The organism is Arthrobacter roseus, assembly GCF_016907875.1.
GTDB lineage: Bacteria > Actinomycetota > Actinomycetes > Actinomycetales > Micrococcaceae > Arthrobacter_J > Arthrobacter_J roseus.
Window position 1 is genome coordinate 1,915,326 of record NZ_JAFBCU010000001.1, and the last position, 19,833, is coordinate 1,935,158.

At 59.3% G+C, this 19,833-nt stretch carries 16 protein-coding genes; 4 read left to right on the forward strand and 12 right to left on the reverse strand.

What is annotated here, in order from left to right:
• Positions 1-4: 4 nt before the first annotated feature.
• The 6 genes from alaS to aspS all read right to left on the reverse strand — a co-directional run bounded on the left by alaS (position 5) and on the right by aspS (position 7,646).
• Positions 5-2,686 carry an alanine--tRNA ligase gene (gene alaS, locus JOE65_RS09330; protein ID WP_205162931.1) on the reverse strand — a complete coding sequence of 894 codons (2,682 nt, stop codon included), beginning with the start codon at positions 2,684-2,686 and terminating at the stop codon, positions 5-7.
• 91 nt (positions 2,687-2,777) lie between these two features.
• The gene (locus JOE65_RS09335) at positions 2,778-2,996 is read right to left on the reverse strand and encodes a hypothetical protein (RefSeq protein WP_338021600.1); all 219 of its coding nucleotides are present in this window, start codon (positions 2,994-2,996) and stop codon (positions 2,778-2,780) included.
• A 20-nt stretch (positions 2,997-3,016) separates the two neighbouring features.
• Positions 3,017-3,391: a DUF948 domain-containing protein gene (locus JOE65_RS09340; protein WP_205164120.1), complete on the reverse strand. Its 375-nt coding sequence runs from the start codon at positions 3,389-3,391 to the stop codon at positions 3,017-3,019.
• A 154-nt stretch (positions 3,392-3,545) separates the two neighbouring features.
• Complete coding sequence (gene rpsD / locus JOE65_RS09345; protein ID WP_205162932.1) at positions 3,546-4,172, reverse strand: 30S ribosomal protein S4; 627 nt, start codon at positions 4,170-4,172, stop codon at positions 3,546-3,548.
• A 241-nt stretch (positions 4,173-4,413) separates the two neighbouring features.
• The gene (locus tag JOE65_RS09350; RefSeq protein ID WP_205162933.1) at positions 4,414-5,802 is read right to left on the reverse strand and encodes a replication-associated recombination protein A; all 1,389 of its coding nucleotides are present in this window, start codon (positions 5,800-5,802) and stop codon (positions 4,414-4,416) included.
• A 68-nt stretch (positions 5,803-5,870) separates the two neighbouring features.
• Positions 5,871-7,646, reverse strand: a complete 1,776-nt coding sequence (gene aspS, locus JOE65_RS09355; protein WP_205164121.1) for an aspartate--tRNA ligase — start codon at positions 7,644-7,646, stop codon at positions 5,871-5,873.
• Positions 7,647-7,828: 182 nt separating this feature from the next.
• On the opposite strand from aspS, the gene JOE65_RS09360 reads away from it, so the two are divergent.
• The gene (locus JOE65_RS09360) at positions 7,829-9,067 is read left to right on the forward strand and encodes an APC family permease (protein ID WP_205164122.1); all 1,239 of its coding nucleotides are present in this window, start codon (positions 7,829-7,831) and stop codon (positions 9,065-9,067) included.
• Here the strand turns inward: JOE65_RS09360 and hisS are convergent.
• The gene (gene hisS / locus JOE65_RS09365; RefSeq protein ID WP_205162934.1) at positions 9,042-10,397 is read right to left on the reverse strand and encodes a histidine--tRNA ligase; all 1,356 of its coding nucleotides are present in this window, start codon (positions 10,395-10,397) and stop codon (positions 9,042-9,044) included. The genes JOE65_RS09360 and hisS overlap by 26 nt on opposite strands.
• Before the next feature lie 208 nt (positions 10,398-10,605).
• On the opposite strand from hisS, the gene JOE65_RS09370 reads away from it, so the two are divergent.
• The gene (locus JOE65_RS09370) at positions 10,606-12,078 is read left to right on the forward strand and encodes a DUF349 domain-containing protein (RefSeq protein WP_338021601.1); all 1,473 of its coding nucleotides are present in this window, start codon (positions 10,606-10,608) and stop codon (positions 12,076-12,078) included.
• 115 nt (positions 12,079-12,193) lie between these two features.
• Positions 12,194-12,886: a hypothetical protein gene (locus JOE65_RS09375; protein WP_205162935.1), complete on the forward strand. Its 693-nt coding sequence runs from the start codon at positions 12,194-12,196 to the stop codon at positions 12,884-12,886.
• On the opposite strand, the gene JOE65_RS09380 is transcribed toward JOE65_RS09375, so the two are convergent.
• The 3 genes from JOE65_RS09380 to secD form a co-directional block, all read right to left on the reverse strand.
• On the reverse strand, positions 12,858-15,221 hold the full coding sequence (locus JOE65_RS09380) for a RelA/SpoT family protein (protein WP_205162936.1): 2,364 nt from the start codon (positions 15,219-15,221) through the stop codon (positions 12,858-12,860). The genes JOE65_RS09375 and JOE65_RS09380 overlap by 29 nt on opposite strands.
• A 61-nt stretch (positions 15,222-15,282) precedes the next feature.
• The gene (secF, locus tag JOE65_RS09385; RefSeq protein WP_205162937.1) at positions 15,283-16,302 is read right to left on the reverse strand and encodes a protein translocase subunit SecF; all 1,020 of its coding nucleotides are present in this window, start codon (positions 16,300-16,302) and stop codon (positions 15,283-15,285) included.
• Complete coding sequence (gene secD / locus JOE65_RS09390) at positions 16,302-18,065, reverse strand: protein translocase subunit SecD (RefSeq protein ID WP_205162938.1); 1,764 nt, start codon at positions 18,063-18,065, stop codon at positions 16,302-16,304. Before secD ends, secF begins: the two co-directional genes overlap by 1 nt.
• Here secD and JOE65_RS09395 point away from each other — a divergent pair.
• Positions 18,022-18,165 carry a hypothetical protein gene (locus JOE65_RS09395; RefSeq protein ID WP_205164245.1) on the forward strand — a complete coding sequence of 48 codons (144 nt, stop codon included), beginning with the start codon at positions 18,022-18,024 and terminating at the stop codon, positions 18,163-18,165. The genes secD and JOE65_RS09395 overlap by 44 nt on opposite strands.
• Here the strand turns inward: JOE65_RS09395 and JOE65_RS09400 are convergent.
• Positions 18,162-18,656, reverse strand: coding sequence for a preprotein translocase subunit YajC (locus JOE65_RS09400; protein WP_338021602.1), 495 nt, complete (start codon positions 18,654-18,656; stop codon positions 18,162-18,164). The genes JOE65_RS09395 and JOE65_RS09400 overlap by 4 nt on opposite strands.
• A gap of 113 nt (positions 18,657-18,769) precedes the next feature.
• Positions 18,770-19,822 (reverse strand): Holliday junction branch migration DNA helicase RuvB, encoded by a 1,053-nt coding sequence (ruvB, locus tag JOE65_RS09405; protein WP_420827521.1) that lies wholly within the window; start codon positions 19,820-19,822, stop codon positions 18,770-18,772.
• Positions 19,823-19,833 lie beyond the last annotated feature (11 nt).

Genomic DNA, 19,833 nt, shown 5'->3' on the forward strand with positions numbered 1-19,833 from the left:
CAGCCTAACCCCGGTCACAGACTGCTTGGCGGATCGCTGCCAGAGCCGCTGGGATCATGGCGGCATTGGATCCACCACCCTGGGCGACGTCGTCCTTCCCGCCTCCGCCACCGCCGAGAATTCCTGCTGCTGTCCGAACGAGCGCCCCGGCCTTGACTGATTCAGTCCGCGCCGCGTCGTTGGTCGCGACAAGAATCAGTGGACGGTTGTTCGACACACCGGCAATAGCTACGGCCGCCGAACTGTTGCCGAGCCTTGTCCGCAGGTCTAGAGCCAGCATCCGGAGATCATCTGCTCCGGATACCTCCCCAGCGTTGTGCAGGATCAGCTTGACGCCACGTGCATCGACCGCGGTCTTTGCAATGTCGGCAGCCTCATGGGCGAGCTGCTCTCTGCGCATTTTCTCCAGCTGCTTCTCGGCGTTTTTCAGCTTATTGAGAGTTGCGGCTAGTCGCTCGGGCAACTGGTTGGAAGGAACTTTGAGCATGTCCGAGAGCTCCGTGACCAGTGCCCGTTCCGCAGCCAGGTGCCTGAAGGCGTCCATACCAACAAACGCCTCGACCCGACGGTTGCCGGAACCAACTGACTGTTCTCCAAGGAGTGTCAGACTGCCGATGTTGGACGTGGACTGGACATGCGTGCCGCCACAAAGTTCGCGCGACCATGCGCCATCGATCTCCACGACACGGACATTCTCCCCGTAAGCCTCACCAAAGAGAGCCATCGCCCCCAAGGCCTTGGCCTCTTCCAGCCCCATGACCCGGGTTTCAACCCTGAAGTTGTTTCGGATGGCTAGATTAGCCACCTCTTCAACCTCTGACTTGGCCGCCGCACTGATTGCTTCGCCCCAGGCGAAGTCGAAACGAAGATAACCGGCTTTATTGAACGAACCGCTCTGCAGCGCCTCTGGACCAAGAATCTGGTGCAAGGCCGCATGCACAATGTGGGTGCCGGAATGCGCCTGCTCGCCAGCATGACGCCGCTGGACATCAACGGCAGCTTCAACCCGGGTTCCTGCCGCGATCTCTCCCTCACGAACGATCGCCTTGTGCACGCTCAGACCACGCAACGGCCTTTGTACATCGGTGACTTCGACCACGAAGCCGTCCCCGGTGATGAGCCCGGTATCAGCTGCCTGTCCACCGGCCTCGGCATAGAACGGCGTTTCATTGAGAACAAGCTCAATTTCGCTGCCGACGCCTGCCGACGCGAGTGCCTTACCGCCACTGACCAATCCCCGGACCGTGGAGTCCGTCGTTAACTCGTCGTAGCCGGTAAAGACCGTCTCTCCCACAGCGAGCAGGTCCTCAAAGGCACGCAGATCGGCGTGTCCGCCCTTTTTCCCCTTAGCATCCGCGCGGGCCCTGAGACGCTGTTCCAGCATGAGCGAACGAAATCCCGACTCATCCACGGACACGCCAGCTTCCTCAGCCATTTCAAGGGTGAGATCAATGGGGAACCCGTAGGTATCATGCAACGCGAACGCATCCGCGCCAGAGAGGGACGAACCAGTCTTCCTCGATTCGCGCACAGCGTCATCGAGCCTCGCGGTGCCGGAGGCGATGGTCCGCAGGAATGACTTCTCCTCGGCGTACATGACACGGCTGATCCGCGCGAAATCCTCCTCGACCACCGGATACGTGCCCTTCATGGCGTCCCGCGAAACCGGCAGCAGATCCGGTAGGCATGGCCGATCAACGCCCAGGAGGCGCATGGAGCGCACTGCGCGGCGAATGAGTCGGCGCAGGACATAACCGCGGCCCTCATTGGAGGGCGCGACGCCGTCTGAAATAAGCATGAGCGCTGATCGGATGTGATCAGCGACAACCCGAAGCCGGACATCATCGGTGTGGCGGCGGTCTTCGGAGGATTCTGCGCTGGTGTAGGTCTTCCCGGACAACTCGGCAGCTCTGTCTAGTACGGGACGGACCTGGTCGGTCTCGTACATGTTCTCCACGCCTTGAAGAATCATGGCAAGCCGTTCCAACCCAAGCCCAGTATCGATGTTCTTCTGAGGCAGTTCCCCGGAAATATCAAAATCACTTTTGCTGCGAACCGCGGATAGTTGGTACTGCATGAATACAAGATTCCAGATCTCGATGAACCGCGGCGAGTCCGTCTCCGGGCCGCCGGGAGGACCGTAAGAAGGCCCTCTGTCATAGAAAATTTCAGAACAAGGGCCTCCGGGGCCAGGCTGACCGGTACTCCAATAGTTCTCGGATTCACCAAGCTTCTGGATACGTTCGGCAGGCACGCCAACGACGTCGCGCCAGATAGCCAAGGCCTCTTCGTCGTCCCGATAGACCGTCACCCAGAGACGCTCAGGATCCAAGCCATAGCCACCGTCGGCCACCTTGGATGTCAGCAGGCCCCACGCCAACTTGATGGCGCCCTCCTTGAAGTAATCGCCGAAGGAGAAATTGCCGCACATCTGGAAAAAGGTGCCGTGACGGGCAGTCTTGCCCACTTCTTCGATGTCTCCAGTCCGTAGGCACTTCTGGACGCTCGTTGCCCTGTCGTAGGGAGCTGGTTCCTTCGCCGTCAGGTACGGAATGAACGGGACCATTCCGGCGATGGTGAACAGTAGCGATGGGTCGGTGGAAACCAGAGACGCAGAGGGCACAACCGTATGGCCATTCTTCTGAAAGTAATCCAGCCAGCGGCCGACGATTTCATGGGACTTCATGGGGATTAATCAACCCTTCGGAGATGGCAGCACGAGTGCTGACCCTAAGCATTTAAGTAGTGATGTCGGGGGCCACAGCGCCTCGGGTTGGTCAGTGGCTGTCCAGCCCCAAAGCAGCGCGAAGTTCAGTTTCACGCTCATCCATGCTGGTTCTAAAGGTTTGGGTGAACCCACCGACGCTGTCGGTCATGGAACCCACCATGCGGTTCAGGCCCTGGGGCCCGGCAGCTTCCTTCAGCGCCGACACTCTACGGACAGCAAGGACTCCGATAGCTATACCTGCCGACATCCAAAAAACTCTTCTGATCACGACCAGACTCCTTAGGGGGTTCAGCGACTGCGACGGCCGCGGCCGCCAACTGGTCGGTTGGACAGAGCGGAACGCACACCGTAGGAAAACGCAGCAATCTTGATCAGCGGTCTCCCCAGTGTTGCCGCAGTCAGCGCAGTAAGGGCCGAAACATTCGCGGAAGCATCAGAGACATTGCTGGAAATTCCATCCACCTTCCTCAGCTGCTCATGGGTAGTGGACACCGTGCTTGTCACTTCATCAATTAGCGGCGTCGTTCCGTCACTGACGGCGCGGACGGCCCCACGAAGTTCATCGAATACCTTGCCAAGCTTCCAGATGGGAACGGCGAGCAAGGCGACCAGCACTGCGAATACTCCAGCAGCGATGAGGCCGGCAATATCTCCACCCGACATGTTGGCTCTCTTTCTCATTTAAATGTACGTAACCGGGATCAATGGTCGTTTCTGATAAATACCCTACAACCACAACAGCCCGCGGCGTCTGCCACGGGCTGTTGGTGAGCGAAGCCGCCGAAGTAGGAGCGGCATGCTAAAGAACTGCGCCAGCTTAGCGGGCGTAGTACTCCACTACGAGCTGCTCTTCGCAGGTCACGGGGACCTCTGTACGCTTGGGGCGGCGGACCAGGCGAGCCTGGAGCTTCTCGAGCGTGACGTCCAAGTATGCAGGAACTGCGGGCAGAACATCCCGGTGGGCGCCGGCTGCGGCAACCTGGAATGGAGTCATGACCTCGCTGCGGACGTGGACGTGAATCAGCTGTCCTTCGGAGACGCGGAACGACGGACGGTCCACTCGTGCGCCGTCAACCATGATGTGACGGTGCACAACAAGCTGGCGGGCCTGCGAGATGGTCCGGGCAAATCCAGCGCGGAGCACCAGCGCGTCCAGACGCATTTCAAGAAGCTCGATGAGATTTTCACCGGTCAGACCGGAAGTGCGCCGAGCTTCTTCAAAAACGCGTGCCATCTGCGCTTCGCGGATGCCGTACTGCGCGCGTAGACGCTGCTTTTCGCGCAACCGTACAGCGTAATCGCTGTCCTGCTTGCGACGGGCGCGTCCGTGCTGGCCGGGACCGTACGGACGACGCTCCATGTACTTCTCGGCCTTGGGGGTCAAAGCTACGCCGAGGGCACGCGAGATGCGAACCTTCCGGCGGGCACGTGTGTTATTAGCCACGAATACCTTCCAATAATGGCGACAGAATTTTTATCTCTGGCCTCCTTTGTGGAGAGCTTAGGCCTGTCGCTGCCTTCGGCTACAGTGCACTTCCGTTTATCCCCCAAACCGCACCTGAATCATGGTTGCGTCGCGTGAGATAAATAGCAGGAATGAGACTTGCCAGTCGACCAACCATCCTAGCATGCTGAGATCGTTGGACTGGATGCCAAGGTCCTCGTCATCGCCGTGGGGAAGATTGTTACTGACCCCGAATGATACTCCGGAGCTTCTCGATACGTGCCTGAAGCTCACGCTCAGCGCCGTTGAGCGTTGGCTCGTAGTAGTTGCGTCCCACGAGATCATCGGGCGCATACTGCTGGCGAGCTACACCGTGGGGCTCATCATGCGAATACACGTAGCCGTTGCCATGCCCAAGCTGCGTGGCTCCGGGATAATGAGCGTCCCTCAAGCCGGGAGGTATCCCCTGACCACGCCCGGCACGGACATCGGCAATCGCAGCGTTGATTCCCATATAAGCTGCGTTGGATTTTGGTGCCGTCGCCAGATGGACCACAGCCTCAGCGAGGATAATGCGCCCTTCCGGCATACCGATAAGCTGCACGGCCTGTGCCGCGGCAACTGCGGTCTGCAGCGCGGTTGGGTCTGCCATACCGACGTCCTCAGAGGCTGAGATGACGAGCCGTCGCGCAATGAACCGCGGGTCTTCCCCCGCTTCGAGCATGCGAGCGAGGTAATGCAGAGCCGCATCGACGTCGGAGCCGCGCAGTGACTTGATGAAGGCACTGGTGACGTCGTAGTGCTGGTCTCCAGCCTTGTCATAGCGCAAGGCCGCTACATCGAGGGCCTTTTCAGCATGTTCGAGCGTGATCTCCACTGGTTCGGTGGCTTCGGGAGCAGCAGAGTATGCCACGCCAGCAGCGGCCTCGAGCGCAGTCAGCCCCCGGCGTGCGTCCCCTGCAGCCAGCCGGACCAGGTGTTCAAGCGCTTCATCGGTGAGACGAACCTTTGACGCAAGCCCCCGTTCCTGAACGACAGCGCGCTGCAGAAGGTCGCCGATGTTCTGCGTCGTCAAAGGTTTGAGCGTGAGGAGCAGCGACCGCGACAATAGCGGTGAAACCACCGAGAAGGAGGGGTTCTCGGTGGTCGCCGCAATGAGAACAACCCAGCGATTCTCGACTCCCGGCAACAGCGCATCCTGCTGAGCTTTGTTGAAGCGATGGATCTCGTCCAGAAATAGAACGGTGGTTCGCCCATACAGGTCTCGCTCCGTCAGGGCCTCTTCCATGACTCGGCGTACGTCTTTGACTCCGGACGTTATTGCGGAGAGCTCCACGAACTTCCGGCCAGGGCCATGCGAAATGACGTGCGCGAGCGTCGTCTTGCCCGTTCCCGGCGGACCCCAGAGGATAGCTGATGTGGGTCCGGCCGGACCCACATCAGCGGACCCCGCTGCAAGTGACCGCAACGGCGAACCGGGGCCCAGCAAGTGCTCCTGGCCCACGACGTCTTCCAATGAACGTGGACGCATACGAACTGCCAGCGGACTTCGCGCCCGCGAGATGCCACCGGAGACCGTGTCCTCCCCGGAGTCCGGATCCGGTTGCGCAGCACTGAATAAGTCACTCATCGGATGAGACTATCCCTCGAAGCGCAGATGCTGCTCACCCCACCCGGCGCACCAGTTCGAAGCAACCGTCACTGACCGCTGCTGCCCTTTTCCGGCCTCGCGTCAACGCCAGCTTCCTTACGCTGCTGAGCCGTAATAGGCGCCGGCGCGGCTGTTAGTGGATCGAAGCCGTTGCCCGTCTTGGGAAAAGCGATGACGTCGCGGATCGAGTCTGTGCCTGCCAGCAACGCCACCACGCGGTCCCAGCCGAAAGCGATACCACCGTGTGGAGGTGCGCCATACTTGAAACCTTCCAGCAGAAAACCGAATTTCTCCTGCGTCTGCTCCTGGGTCAGTCCCATGACAGCGAAAACCCGCTCCTGCATGGCTCGGTCATGGATTCGGATTGAACCGCCACCGATCTCGTTGCCGTTGCACACGATGTCGTAGGCAAATGCCAGTGCTGATTCGGGATCCGAATCGAAGGTATCCACGAATTCCGGCTTCGGTGCCGTGAAGGCGTGGTGAACGGCAGTCCATTTACCCGATCCAACGGCGACGTCTCCCGATTCAACGGCAGTGGCCGCTGGCTCAAACATCGGCGCATCAACGACCCAGACAAAAGACCATGCATCAGGATCGATCAGCCCGGTCCGGTGCCCGATTTCCACGCGGGCGGCGCCAAGCAGCCCACGCATTGGAGCACGTTCGCCCGCACCGAAGAACACGCAGTCCCCGGGGGCTGCGCCCACCGCCTCGGCGAGACCTGCCCTTTCACTGTCCGTCAGGTTCTTCGCCACGGGGCCGGTCAACTCGCCATCGTCCTGGATCAGTACATACGCCAGGCCTTTGGCGCCCCTCTGCTTGGCCCACTCCTGCCAGGCGTCAAGCTGCCGGCGCGCCTGCGACGCACCGCCCGGCATGACAACCGCACCGACGTAGGGTGCCTGAAAAACGCGGAATGTGGTGTCCTTGAAGAAGCCGGTCAGCTCCGTCAGCTCCAGATCAAAGCGCAGATCCGGTTTGTCGGATCCGTACTTTGCCATCGCCTCGGTGTAGGTGATTCGCTGAATCGGGCGCGGCACCTCGACGTCGATAAGAGACCACAGCGCAGAAACAATGCGCTCCCCCAGTTCGATGATGTCCTTTTCCTCCACGAAACTGGCTTCGATGTCCAGCTGAGTGAACTCCGGCTGACGATCCGCCCGGAAGTCTTCGTCCCGGTAGCACCTGGCCAGCTGGTAGTACTTCTCCATGCCGCCCACCTGCAGCAACTGCTTGAACAGCTGTGGGGACTGAGGAAGGGCGTACCAGGAACCCGGAGCAAGGCGTGCAGGCACAACAAAGTCCCGCGCTCCCTCAGGGGTTGACCGTGTCAACGTAGGAGTCTCGATCTCGATATAGCCCTCCTGATGCAGGAGTCCTCGCGCAATGCGGTTTGCCTCAGAGCGCAGGCGCATATTGTGAGCTGGGCCGGGTCGTCGGAGATCCAGATACCGGTGCCGCAAACGCGCTTCCTCGCCCACCTCGACGTGTTCATCTATCTGGAACGGCAAAGGCTCCGATGTGCTGAGGACCTTGACATTCTCGGCGATCACCTCGACATCGCCGGTCGCCAGGGCAGCATTCTCATTACCGGCTGGCCGTTGCTGTACCGCTCCGGTGACCTGCAGGACGAACTCATTGCGGAGGGCATTGAAGGCCTCCTCCTCGCGGACGACGACCTGCGCAAAACCGGACGCATCCCGTAAGTCAAGGAAGGCCACTCCACCGTGATCGCGACGACGGGCGACCCAGCCTGTCAGGGTTACGGTCTGTCCAATGTGCTCGGCCCGCAGGGTGCCGAGTTCATGTGTGCGCAGCACAATGTTCCTTTCGGATTGCAGCAGCGGGTCCCAGGCATGGTCAATCATGCGCGTCCGCCGATAGAGTTGAATCGATCCTGACCGAGTTTACCTTTGTGCAGGGAGTTCAAGCACAAAGGTGTCGACGACGACGGTCAGGTGGCACTGATCGGGCACCGGCAAAGGAGATATCTGGCGTGGCGATGACGAGCGCATCACATCCATCGCGGCGCCTCGGTGGCTTCGATGCAACCACCGTGGGGATCGGCTCCATGATCGGAGCCGGAGTATTCGTTGTTTTTCCACCCGCCGCCGCATCCGCCGGGACTCTCCTTCCATTGGCGCTCCTCTTGGCAGCTATCGTGGCGTTCTGCAACGCGGCAGCCACTGCCCAACTGGCGGCAATCCACCCACAAAGTGGCGGTACGTACATTTACGGCCGCCGGCAACTGGGTCAATGGCCTGGGTTCATCGCAGGTTGGAGCTTCGTCACCGGGAAAACGGCATCGTGTGCCGCAATCGCCTATACGCTTGGCATTTATTTGCTGCCAGGAAACGAACGCGCAGCAGCTGTAGCCGCCGTCGTTGTAGTGACGGCCATCAACATGTTGGGTATCACCCGGACGGCTTGGGCGACGCGGATCATCGTTTCCATTGTTGTTGCGGTGCTCGCATTTGTTCTTGTGGTGGCATTCACGTCACCGGCCGTCAGCGAAGTTCCCACCCTCTCGACGTCGGCCTACGGAGTCCTGCAGGCCGCAGGGCTATTGTTCTTTGCCTTTGCCGGTTACGCACGCATCGCGACCATGGGCAGCGAAGTCCATGAACCCGAGAAGAATATCCCGCGCGCTGTCCTCGGCGCCCTCGGCTTCACCCTGGGCCTGTACGTGCTGCTCGCCTTGGCTCTGACTCATAGCCTCGGCCTCGACGGACTCGCTAGCTCAAGGGCGCCCTTACTGGCTGTTTTCGGAACGGCCGACGACGGCGTCAGCACCACAGCAGTAACTGTCGCCGCGGTACTCGCTTGCCTCGGCGGACTCCTGGCACTCGTGGCCGGGATAGGCCGCACTGTCTACGCCATGGCCTCTGAGGGCGATCTACCTGCGGTCATGGGGCGCTTGGGGAAGCGGTTCCATGCCCCTGTCATCGCAGAGCCCCTCATCGCTGTCATCGTCATTATTTTGATTCTGACCACCGATGTACTCACCGTCGTCGGCTTCTCCAGCTTCGGCGTTCTGCTGTACTACGTGATCACCAACGCCTCAGCCCTGACACTGGGCAAACGGCCCTGGTATGCGCCGCGTGCCCTGAATGTGCTCGGTTGTACCGGTTGCCTCTTGCTGGCCTTCACGCTTCCTATAACCTCGGTACTCGTCATGCTCGCAGTACTTGTTGTTGGCATACTGGGTCGCGCTGTCAGGCTGTCGGTTCAGCGGAACTGATAGTGGGCAGCAGATCTTCGGCCGGTGGGCTCCAGAGATCCGGGTCGGCTTTGGTCTGTATGCCGGAGCGGATGTCCTTGACCTCGTGCGTGCCGTCATCGGAGGTAAACCAGACGAAAGGAATGCCACGCCGGTCCGCATATTTGATCTGCTTTCCGAATTTTTCAGCCTTGCCCGCAACTTCGACGCAGATTCCCCGCGTGCGCAGCTTGGCTGCGACGTCCTGGGCATCCGACCATGACTCTTCATCCGTGAGGGCAACGAGCACCGCGCTGGGAACGGATCTGGATGCAGTGGCAGCTCCTGTCGACAGGATCCGGGACACCAGGCGTGAGACACCGATGGACAGTCCCACCCCTGGGAAGGTGCGGTTGCCCTTGGACGCCAGCGAATCATAACGTCCACCCGAACACACCGAGCCCAGCTGCTCGTGGCCGACAAGAACCGTTTCGTAGACCGTGCCCGTGTAGTAATCAAGGCCACGGGCGATGCTCAAATCCGCAACGACCTTCCCTGGAGCCCTTCGGGTTGCTTCCTCTATAACGGCGGAAAGCTCTGCGATCCCCTGTTCCAGCAGGTCATTGCTCACACCAAGGGCGCGGACCTGGTCCGCGAAACTCGAATCCTCAGTACAGATCGATGCCAATTTCAGGGCCGACTGAGCCTGCTCCTCGGACGCCTCCAGCTCCTCCCGGAGGAGAGCCGAAACCTTGTCCGGGCCGATTTTGTCCAATTTGTCGATGCTGCGCAAAACACCAGCGGTGTCCGTCAGTCCCAGGCCACGATAGAAGCCCTCCGCCAGCTTGCGGTTGTTGACCCGCACCCGAAATTTAGGCAATGGGAGAGATTCGAGTGCCTGAACAACCACAAGCGCCAGCTCAACGTCGTAACGGAACGCCAGAGTGCCGTCGCCCACCACGTCGATGTCAGCTTGAACAAACTCACGGAACCGGCCATCCTGCGGACGCTCGCCACGCCACGCCTTCTGTATTTGGTATCGCCGGAAAGGGAATGCCAAGTGCCCGGAATTCTCAACCACATAGCGCGCAAAGGGAACCGTTAGATCGAAATGAAGCGCTAGCTGATCCGATCGGGAACCCGCGTCCCCACTACTCGTGGCGTCGTCATGAATTCGCCCCAGAACGTAAACTTCCTTGTCGATTTCACCCTTGCGCAACAGCTGAGCCACAGTCTCAACCGAGCGGGTTTCAATGCTCGAGAATCCGTGAAGCTCAAAGACACGCCGCAGGGTATCGAGGACGTGCTGCTCGACGATGCGTTCCTGGGGCAGGAGCTCCGGAAATCCTGACAATGAAGCCTTGCGAGCCATAGGGCGTGTTCTCCTTGCCGATAATGAAAGTGCTGATGCGCTCTTCATTTTATGGGCCTCTCTCGACGCCGCCTAATAGTCGGTGGTTCGGCTCGGCCCACGGTTCACTCAGGGCCGGGCCGATAGGTAAGGTAACCTCAGTCAATACCCAAAGTGCCACGGTATCGGTACCGGCTGCCGAAACATTACGAGTGAAAGAGTTCCAGCGGTGACAGAGAGTCAGCAATCCGACGAAACCACACCCAATGCTTCTGCGGAATCGGCAGAGCGCACTGAAGAAGCTCCGCAACCTGCGCCGTCAAATGGCCAGCCCAAGCCCTCGACGCCCTCAGGACCAACGCCGGCGGCCATGGCAAAGCGTCTTGTCGCACCCACGGCAGGGACACCGTCATCTCATCCAGTCGGCACTCCCCCGTCGCACACGACATCCCTCGAAGAAGCGAGACGGTTCGCCCGCGTTGAGGACGACGGTCATGTTTTCCTCCTGGTCCAGGGTGAGGAACACCCCGTCGGGCAATACCCGGATGCCTCTCGCGACGAAGCGCTCGCCTACTTTGCCCGTAAGTACGACGACGCTGCGAGCCAGATCGCGCTACTGGAACAACGCGTGGCGGCCAAGGCACCGTCCACTGATATGCGCAAAACCGTTTCTCACCTGCGCGAAACTGTCGCAGAACGGCACATGGTCGGAGACGTTACTTCACTGGAGCAGCGGCTCGAACAGCTGGATACCGACATCGGTGGACTGGAAAAGTCTGAGCAACAACAGCACGAAGCCGCACGGTCCGCCGAGTTGGCAACACGTGAAAATATAGTTGCTGAAGCCGAAGCGCTGGCCTCCAAGGACCCGGCTTCCGTCCAGTGGAAAACCACCAGCACCCGAATGAACGAGCTCTTCGATGCGTGGAAACTGGCACAGAAGTCAGGAACCCGCCTCGGACGGTCCGCTGAGGACTCGCTCTGGAAACGCTTTCGTTCTGCGCGCACAACCTTCGACAGGCACCGGCGAGCATATTTTTCACAGCTGGATAGCGACAACGCTCAAGCTAAAGCTACGAAAGAAAAACTCATCACCGACGCTGAGGCGCTGTCTACATCGACTGACTGGGGACGGACAGCCGCTGAGTACCGCCACTTGATGGACGAGTGGAAAGCCTCACGCCGTGCAGGACGCAAGGACGACGACGCGTTGTGGACCCGATTCAGGGCAGCGCAGGACAAGTTCTTTACTGCACGCAAGGCTGCGAACGAAGTCATCGACGAGGAATTCGCAAAAAACCTTGTGGTCAAGGATCAGCTCCTCAAGGAAGCACAGAGCATTGACTCAACCAAGAACCCGGTAGCCGCCAGAAAAGCGCTCCAGAGTATTCGTGACAGGTGGGAGGAGGCCGGCAAGGTCCCTCGTGGAGACATGGGACGGGTAGAGGCCGGATTGCGCTCTGTCGAAGATGCGGTCAAGGCAGCCGAAGACGAGAAGTGGGAACGGACGAACCCTGAAACCCAAGCCCGCACCAACAGTGCCTTGTCGCAACTCGAGTCGGCTATTGCCTCGCTCGAAGCCGACCTTGAGAAGGCTAGGGTTACCGGAGACGCAGGGCAGGTCCGGAAAGCGCAAGAAGCCCTGGATGCCCGCCAACAGTGGCTCGACATGTTGCAGAAGTCTGCCCGCAATTTTGAGTAACCAGGGCACGGTCGTTCGTCCTATATCCAACGATTAGGCACAGCCTGGGTGCAGGTTATCCACAGTTCCTGTACCCAGGCTTTTCATTTGGCCCGATCTTGGGAAAGCTTGGACTATGCCCCGCCACGTCCCTGGTAATTTGTCCGCCGAGCCCTTTGGCACCGGAACCTCTCGAGCCAGTGGCGGCGTCGGTCCCGTGGCACGCACAGTGCCCGGATCTCAAATGTTCACCGCTGGCGCAGTCTTCAGCTATCCGGAGCTTCAGGCCATGGCGATGGACGGACTGCTCCGCCGCGTATACGGCAAGTCTTATCTCATGACCGGCACAGCGGAAAGTCCCGCGCTGCGTGCGCTCTCCGCATTGAATGCGTTGCCGCCGACGCTCAGAGACAGAGCCACCCTGGGCCGTGGAACCGCCGCATGGGTTTTGGACTGTGCCGGCGCTCCGGACAAGCTCAGCATTCTCACCGACCGCAGGAGACGTACAAGTGCCCTACGTCCGTTCAGCGACGCAGTCATGCACGAGGTGGCTCTGGGACCCCTGGATGTAGTCACCATCGGCGGCGTTCGCGTGACCACGCCCATGAGGACAGCTATGGACATCGCGCTGCACGGAAACGATGCCACGTGTGGAGAGACCCTCCGACGACTGGGTCTTCATCCGCAACTGGGCTGTTCACTCAAACGCGTGTCACTCATGCTGGAAACGGTTTCGCGCGCGCCCGGGAAAAGCAGGGCGCTGGCTCGGCTCCGGGAGGCTACAAAGCAGGTTGAGCAGGCTAAGGCAGCCGACGACGACCATCAGTAGCGCGATAGACGTCGAAGACGCCGTCTATTCGTCGAACCGCTCCGAGAATGTGGCCAAGATACTTTGGATCGCCGAGTTCGAAAGCGAAGCGCGACATGGCCACTCGGTTGCTCGTCGTAGTGACACTGGCAGAGAGGATATTGACGTGGTTCTCCGACAAAACCTTGGTCACATCTGTCAATAGACTCTTTCGGTCTAGTGCTTCAACCTGGATATCCACGAGGTAAACACTGGACTGCGTGGGGGCCCACTCAACGTCGACCATTCTCCCGGTCTGTGCTTTGAGGTCCAGTACGTTCTTGCAGTCGGAGCGGTGCACTGAAACACCAGAACCACGGGTCACGAAACCGATGATCTCGTCCGGCGGGACAGGTGCACAACAGCGCGCCAGCTTGACCCATACATCTCCCACACCACGCACCATGACGCCAGCGTCGGAGAAACGTGGACGTTTGGTTGTTGTGGTTACCGGAACCTGGGTCATCTGCTCTTCGGCATCATCGTGCCCGCCGGCCAGAGCGATCAAATGCTCGATGACATTCTGAGCAGAAGAATGTCCATCGCCCACAGCGGCATACAGGGCCGCAATATCCTGATGACGTAATTCCTCCGCGACCGCCAACAGTGCGTCGTGGGTCATCATTCGCTGCAAAGGAAGGTTCTGCTTGCGCATGGCCCGAGTGAGAAGGTCCTTCCCCTTCTCGATCGCCTCTTCGCGGCGCTCCTTGGTGAACCACTGGCGGATCTTGTTCCTCGCCCGTGGGCTCTTGACGAAACCCTGCCAATCTTGGCTTGGACCAGCTCCTTCAGCCTTTGAGGTGAAGACCTCAACCCAGTCGCCATGGTTGAGCTCGCTGTTCAGCGGAACGAGTTTACCGTTGACGCGCGCGCCAATAGTTCGATGCCCCACTTCAGTGTGGACAGCATAGGCAAAATCGACGGGGGTCGATCCCGCGGGAAGCGCCATGACCTCGCCCTTGGGGGTGAAAACGAAGACTTCTCGGGCGTTGATTTCGAACCGGAGGGAGTCCAAAAACTCGTCTGGATCCGATGTTTCTTGTTGCCAGTCCACCAAGCTCCGCAGCCAGCTCATTTCACCGTTCTCTGGTGCATCAGCTTGCTTGGTGCCATTTGACTTGTACTTCCAGTGTGCTGCGACACCATACTCCGCGCGCCGGTGCATGTCGTGGGTGCGAATCTGGATCTCCACGGGTTTACCTGATGGGCCGATCACCGTGGTGTGAAGAGATTGGTACATATTGAACTTGGGCATCGCGATGTAGTCTTTGAAACGGCCCGGCAAGGGATTCCACCGAGCATGAAGTGTTCCGAGAACGGCATAGCAGTCTCGCACACTGTCAACGAGAACGCGGACACCCATCAAGTCATGGATATCGTCAAAATCTTTACCCCGAACAATCATTTTTTGATAGATCGAGTAATAGTGTTTGGGGCGCCCTGTGATCGTTGCCCTGATTTTGACGTCTTTCAAATCCTCGGCGATCTTACTGCGCACTGAGGAAAGGTACTTTTCACGCTCTGGAGTTCGGTCCCCCACCATCCGGACAATCTCTTCGTACACTTTCGGATGCAGAGCGGAGAATGAGAGGTCTTCAAGTTCCCATTTGATCGTGTTCATGCCCAATCGATGGGCAAGCGGCGCGAAAATTTCGAGCGTTTCCCTCGCTTTTCGTGCGGACGACTCCGGGGAGACGAATCGCCAAGTACGGGCATTATGCAGCCGGTCACACAGTTTGATCACTAGAACACGGATGTCCTTGGCCATGGCGACGACCATCTTCCGTACCGTCTCCGACTGAGCGGCATCGCCGAACTGGACCTTGTCGAGCTTGGTGACACCGTCAACCAGCATGGCAACTTCGTTGCCAAATTCCTTGCGCAGTTGGTCGAGGGTATAAGAGGTGTCCTCCACGGTGTCGTGAAGTAGGGCAGCCGCAAGCGTGGTTCCGCTCATACCGAGTTCGGCCATGATGGTAGCCACCGCGACAGGATGCGTGATGTAGGGATCTCCGCTTTTGCGTTTCTGGCCCTGATGGCTTTGTTCAGCCACCAGATACGCGCGCTTGATCAGTTCAAGATCTTCTTTTGGATTGTTGACCCGGACCGTGCGCAGAAGTGGTTCCAAAATGGGAGAGTAGTCAGCCTGACCTCTGCCGGTTAGGCGAGCAAGCCTCGAGATGGTCCGCTCACGCCGTCCACCCGTGCCGTCCGACGCCGTACCTTGCCGGTCAGCACCCTGATGCTCCCGAGGCGCCACTGCCCCGGTCCGCTCTCCCGTTCCGGAACTATCTCCAGCTCTGACATTCTCAGCCATCTACGCTCCTTTCCGTTGCCCGGTTTCTGCGGCCCATGCTGCTTATAGCATAAGCCCGTCCCTAGACTACGGCGCCGTTACCTGCGAGCCCATCCTCGTTGCGTCTGCGGTTATTGACCCGTTTGGACTGACGCTTGATGTCCGGTTCACGCAAACGCAACCCCGCGTAAAGCGGTGCTGCGATGAAAACAGTAGAAAGTGTACCCACAATAATGCCGACAAAAAGTGCCAGCGAAAGATCCCGCAGCGTTCCAGCGCCAAGCAGCAAGGCGCCGATAAAGAGCACGGACGCCACCGGAAGCACAGCCACTACGGACGTGTTGATGGAACGGACCAGTGTCTGGTTGATGGCAAGGTTGACCTGCTCGGCGAAACTCCGTTTGGTAGAGACGTCAACGTCTTCAGTGTTTTCCCGGACCTTGTCGAACACCACGACCGTGTCATAGAGGGAGTAACTGAGAATGGTCAGGAAGCCGATCACCGCTGATGGTGTCACTTCGAAGTTGCTCAACGAGTAGATCCCAGCCGTCACGAACATGACGACAAAGAGACCCACCATGGCGGCAAGGGACATTTTCCAGGTTCTGAAGTACAGCGCCATCAGAACTGCTCCCAGGAACACGAAGACGAAGAACCCCGTGATCGCCTTGCCGCTGACGTCCTGACCCCACGTGGGACCGATGTAGTTTGACGTCACCTCATCTTGAGTGACTCCGTAGGCATCGATGAGGTTTTCCTTGACCTGCAGGGTCTGATCGTCGTTCAGCCGGTCCATCTGGATGCGCATCGTGTTTGGCGCGATGTTCGTAACAGTTGGCTCAGCACCGGTATTGACGCCGGAAATAGCTTCCTCGCCAATGCTGACCTCCGTGTTCTCAACTGAGGATACGGTAAATTCCGACCCACCTCGGAACTCGATGCCGAGGTTGAAACCACCCTTGGCGATAGGGATCAGAATGGAAGCCAGGACGGCAATAGCTGCGATCCAGTACCATAGCTTGCGTTTTCCCACGAAAGGGTACGAGCGCTTGCCCGTGTACAGCTCGTTGCCGAAGGTGGCGAATTTCGATGTAGCCGACATTAGTTGTTCTCCTCCTTCGGAGCAGAGTCGCTCCCGGCGTAAACGTTCGGTTCCGCACCCTCTGCTTTTCGCCTCTCGGCGATCGTCAACCGGCGCTCCGCCTCTTTTGAAGCGGGCTTGTTACGCGCGCTGATGGGTTTGGCTCCGGCCCTTCCCTTGTTGGCATCTACCGCAGCCGTCGAAGGCTCCCGCAATCGTCCAGCTCCACGGTAGATGGGCACAACATCGAGCAGACTCGGATCCAGTCCCGACCATCGGTGCCCACCTCCGAAGAACTTGGTCTTTGCCAACAGCTGCATCGTCGGGTGGGTGAAGAGGAAGACCACAATGAGGTCGGCGATAGCAGTCAGGCCAAGGGTGAAGGCAAAGCCGCGCACGCTACCGACCGCCACAAAGAACAGCACGACTGCCGCAAGAAGGTTGACAGCCTTCGATGCCAGAACCGTCTGCTTGGCACGCCGCCAACCATTCTCAACAGCGGATACCATGTTCCGACCATCGCGCAATTCATCACGTATTCGTTCGAAATAGACGATGAAGGAGTCTGCTGTCTGGCCGATCGCCACAATAAGGCCTGCCACGCCGGCCAAGGACAACCGGTAGTTCTGTGTCCACCCGAGAATGGCGATCGCAAGATATGTCAGCACTCCGGCGACCACGAGGGACACGATCGTCACCAAGCCGAGCATGCGGTACTGGAACATCGAGTACACGGCGACGAGGGCGAGGCCGATAACACCGGAGATGAGGCCCAGCCGCAACTGATCTGCGCCCAGTGTCGCGGAGATCTGTTGTTCGCTCTGGATTTCGAAGCTGATGGGCAAAGCACCGTACTTCAGTTGTTCCGCAAGTGCGGCCGCGGAGTCTTCGGTGAAGCTACCGCTGATGGACGGTTTGCCATCGGGGATCACAGCGTTGGTCGTTGGTGCCGAAATGACTGTGCCGTCCAGCACGATGGCGAACTGGTTGCGCGGGTCCTGCTGGCCGAAAGAGTAGAGGCGGGTAGTGACCTCCTTGAACTTCTCGGTTCCATCGCCGTTGAAGTCAATGTTCACCGCCCACTCGTTCAGGGTCTGCCCCTGGGAGTTGGAGCGGAGCCCAAAATCAGCTGATTCAATATCGGTTCCGGGTACCGCGACCGGACCAAGAATGTACTTACTGCCGGTATCAGGCTCACACGAGATCATCGGCTTGTCTGGATCCGCAGGCTCAGCGGCTGGTTCCAGCGCCTTGGGGTCGGTGCAGTCTAATTTTTCAAACTTCTGCTGAAGCTCTGGAGTCACCCAGTTGAGATCACTGCCGTTGGTTGGCTTGGCCGTCGGGGTGGTCAGCTGATCTTTGGGTGTCGGTGTCTCCGCTGCCGGAGCGGGGGCCCGCATCAGTACTGGTCTGAACTCCATCTGGGCTGAGGCCTGGATGAGATCACGGGTGTCCGAGTCCGGGATGCCCGGAAGACTAACCACAACATTGCGTCCGGACTGGGTAGTGATTTCTGCTTCCGAAACGCCACTTCCGTCCACACGCTGACGGATGATAGACACCGCCTGGTCTAGCTGCTCCTGGGTGATTTCCTCACCCCCGCCTTGAACCTTCGGCGCGAGAATCATTTGGGTACCGCCCTCAAGATCCAAGGCTAGCTTTGGGGTCCAGGAGGCTTCGCCCCACATGGTTCCGCCGCCAAGGGTGAGTGCTAGGGCAGCAAATATTACCCCTAACCAAATGAGAGTTCTCCGTGCAGCCGTGACCGGGCTTTTACGTGACATGGTGGTTCTTTCCGTTTTCAGCGGTCAGCAGACAGTAACCGGCTCCGGCCCCACACTTGGTGCGTGGGAAATCCGCGCGCTGCCCGACAGCGAGGACTAGTTGTCTTTGTTCTTGCTTTCCTGGTTTAGCCGGTCCGCGGATTCCTGCGGTGTTTCCGTGACATCCGCAACGTGCCCTGGGTGTTCCAGAGAAGACGCATCATCGGGGACCGTGGGTGTTTCCTCGTTCGGATCTGACGGTGCGGTTTCCTCAACCACCTTTGTCAAAACCTGCATATGAACCGTGGCATGGGTACCGGGCGAGATTTCGAGAACAGCCTGATTTGCATCCTGATCAATCGAAACAATTGTGCCGAATAGACCGAAGTTGGTCATGACAGCGGTGCCGGGCACCATCTGGGTACGCTGTTCCTGCACGTGCTTCTGAGCGGTCCGCTGCTTTCGAAACATGAGGACGATCAGGACAACGAGTGCCAGGGGCAGGAGGAGATTGATGAAGTTGAAACCACCGGATTCGGGGGTTCCACTCTCGGCAAGGACATGTAGGAGCACGTCGGCTGCTTCCGTTTCTGTTGCTGATGGCTTATTCACCGGGATATTCCCGGCATGCACGGGCACGCAGACACGCCCCGTTGGGCGCGCTTCAGTGCCGAGCGTCAGATCAGTCTACGCCGATCGCGCCGATTCAAACGACGACCAATGCATTAAAGCCAATTCGGCGCTTCTTCATCCTCATCCAGCAGCAGGCTCCTGACGGCATCTTGCTGCGCGCCTCCAATACGCTCCAGCCCGAGGTGGTCCCAGGCAGCGGCCATGGCGATTCGGCCACGCGGCGTACGCCCCAGAAGGCCCTCGCGGACAAGGAATGGTTCCGCGACCGATTCAACAGTTTCGGGCTCTTCACCCACCGCAATCGCGATGGTGGACAGGCCCACAGGGCCGCCGTCGAACTTGGTGATCAGTGCGTGAAGAACCGCTCGGTCCAGCCGGTCGAGCCCGCGTTCGTCAACTTCATACATATCCAGCGCCGCACCGGCCGCTGAGTCGTCAATCTGATGAACCTTATGGACCAGCGCCCAGTCCCGGACGCGGCGCAGCAGCCTGTTTGCGATACGAGGAGTCCCCCGAGAGCGCCCTGCAACCTCCGCGAAGGCAGCCGATGTCACTCTCATGTCCATGAGCATCGCCGAACGCCTCAGGACAAGCTCCAGCTCCCCACTCGAATAGAACTCCAGATGACCTGTGAATCCAAAGCGGTCTCGCAGCGGACCGGGCAGCAGACCGGCACGGGTTGTGGCACCCACCAGCGTGAACGACGGCAATTCCAGAGGAATAGCCGTGGCACCAGCCCCTTTGCCCACCACGATGTCCACCCGAAAGTCTTCCATGGCCATGTACAGCATCTCCTCGGCAGGCCGGGACATTCGGTGTATTTCATCCAGGAACAGCACCTCGCCCTCGGTCAAAGACGAGAGGATGGCCGCAAGATCACCTGCGTGTTGGATTGCCGGTCCGGAGGAAATCCGCAATGGTGCGTTCATTTCGCTGGCGATTATCATCGCCAGAGTTGTCTTGCCCAGCCCAGGGGGACCAGAGAGCAGCACATGATCGGCGCTCCTCCCCCGAATCCGCGATGCCTCCAACATCAAAGAAAGTTGACCCCTGACCCGTTTTTGCCCCACGAAGTCATCCAGGGTCCGCGGCCGCAGCGCGGCCTCAACGGCCCGGTCCTCTGGGTCCGACCCGGCTGAGACCACGTTGGAATCAG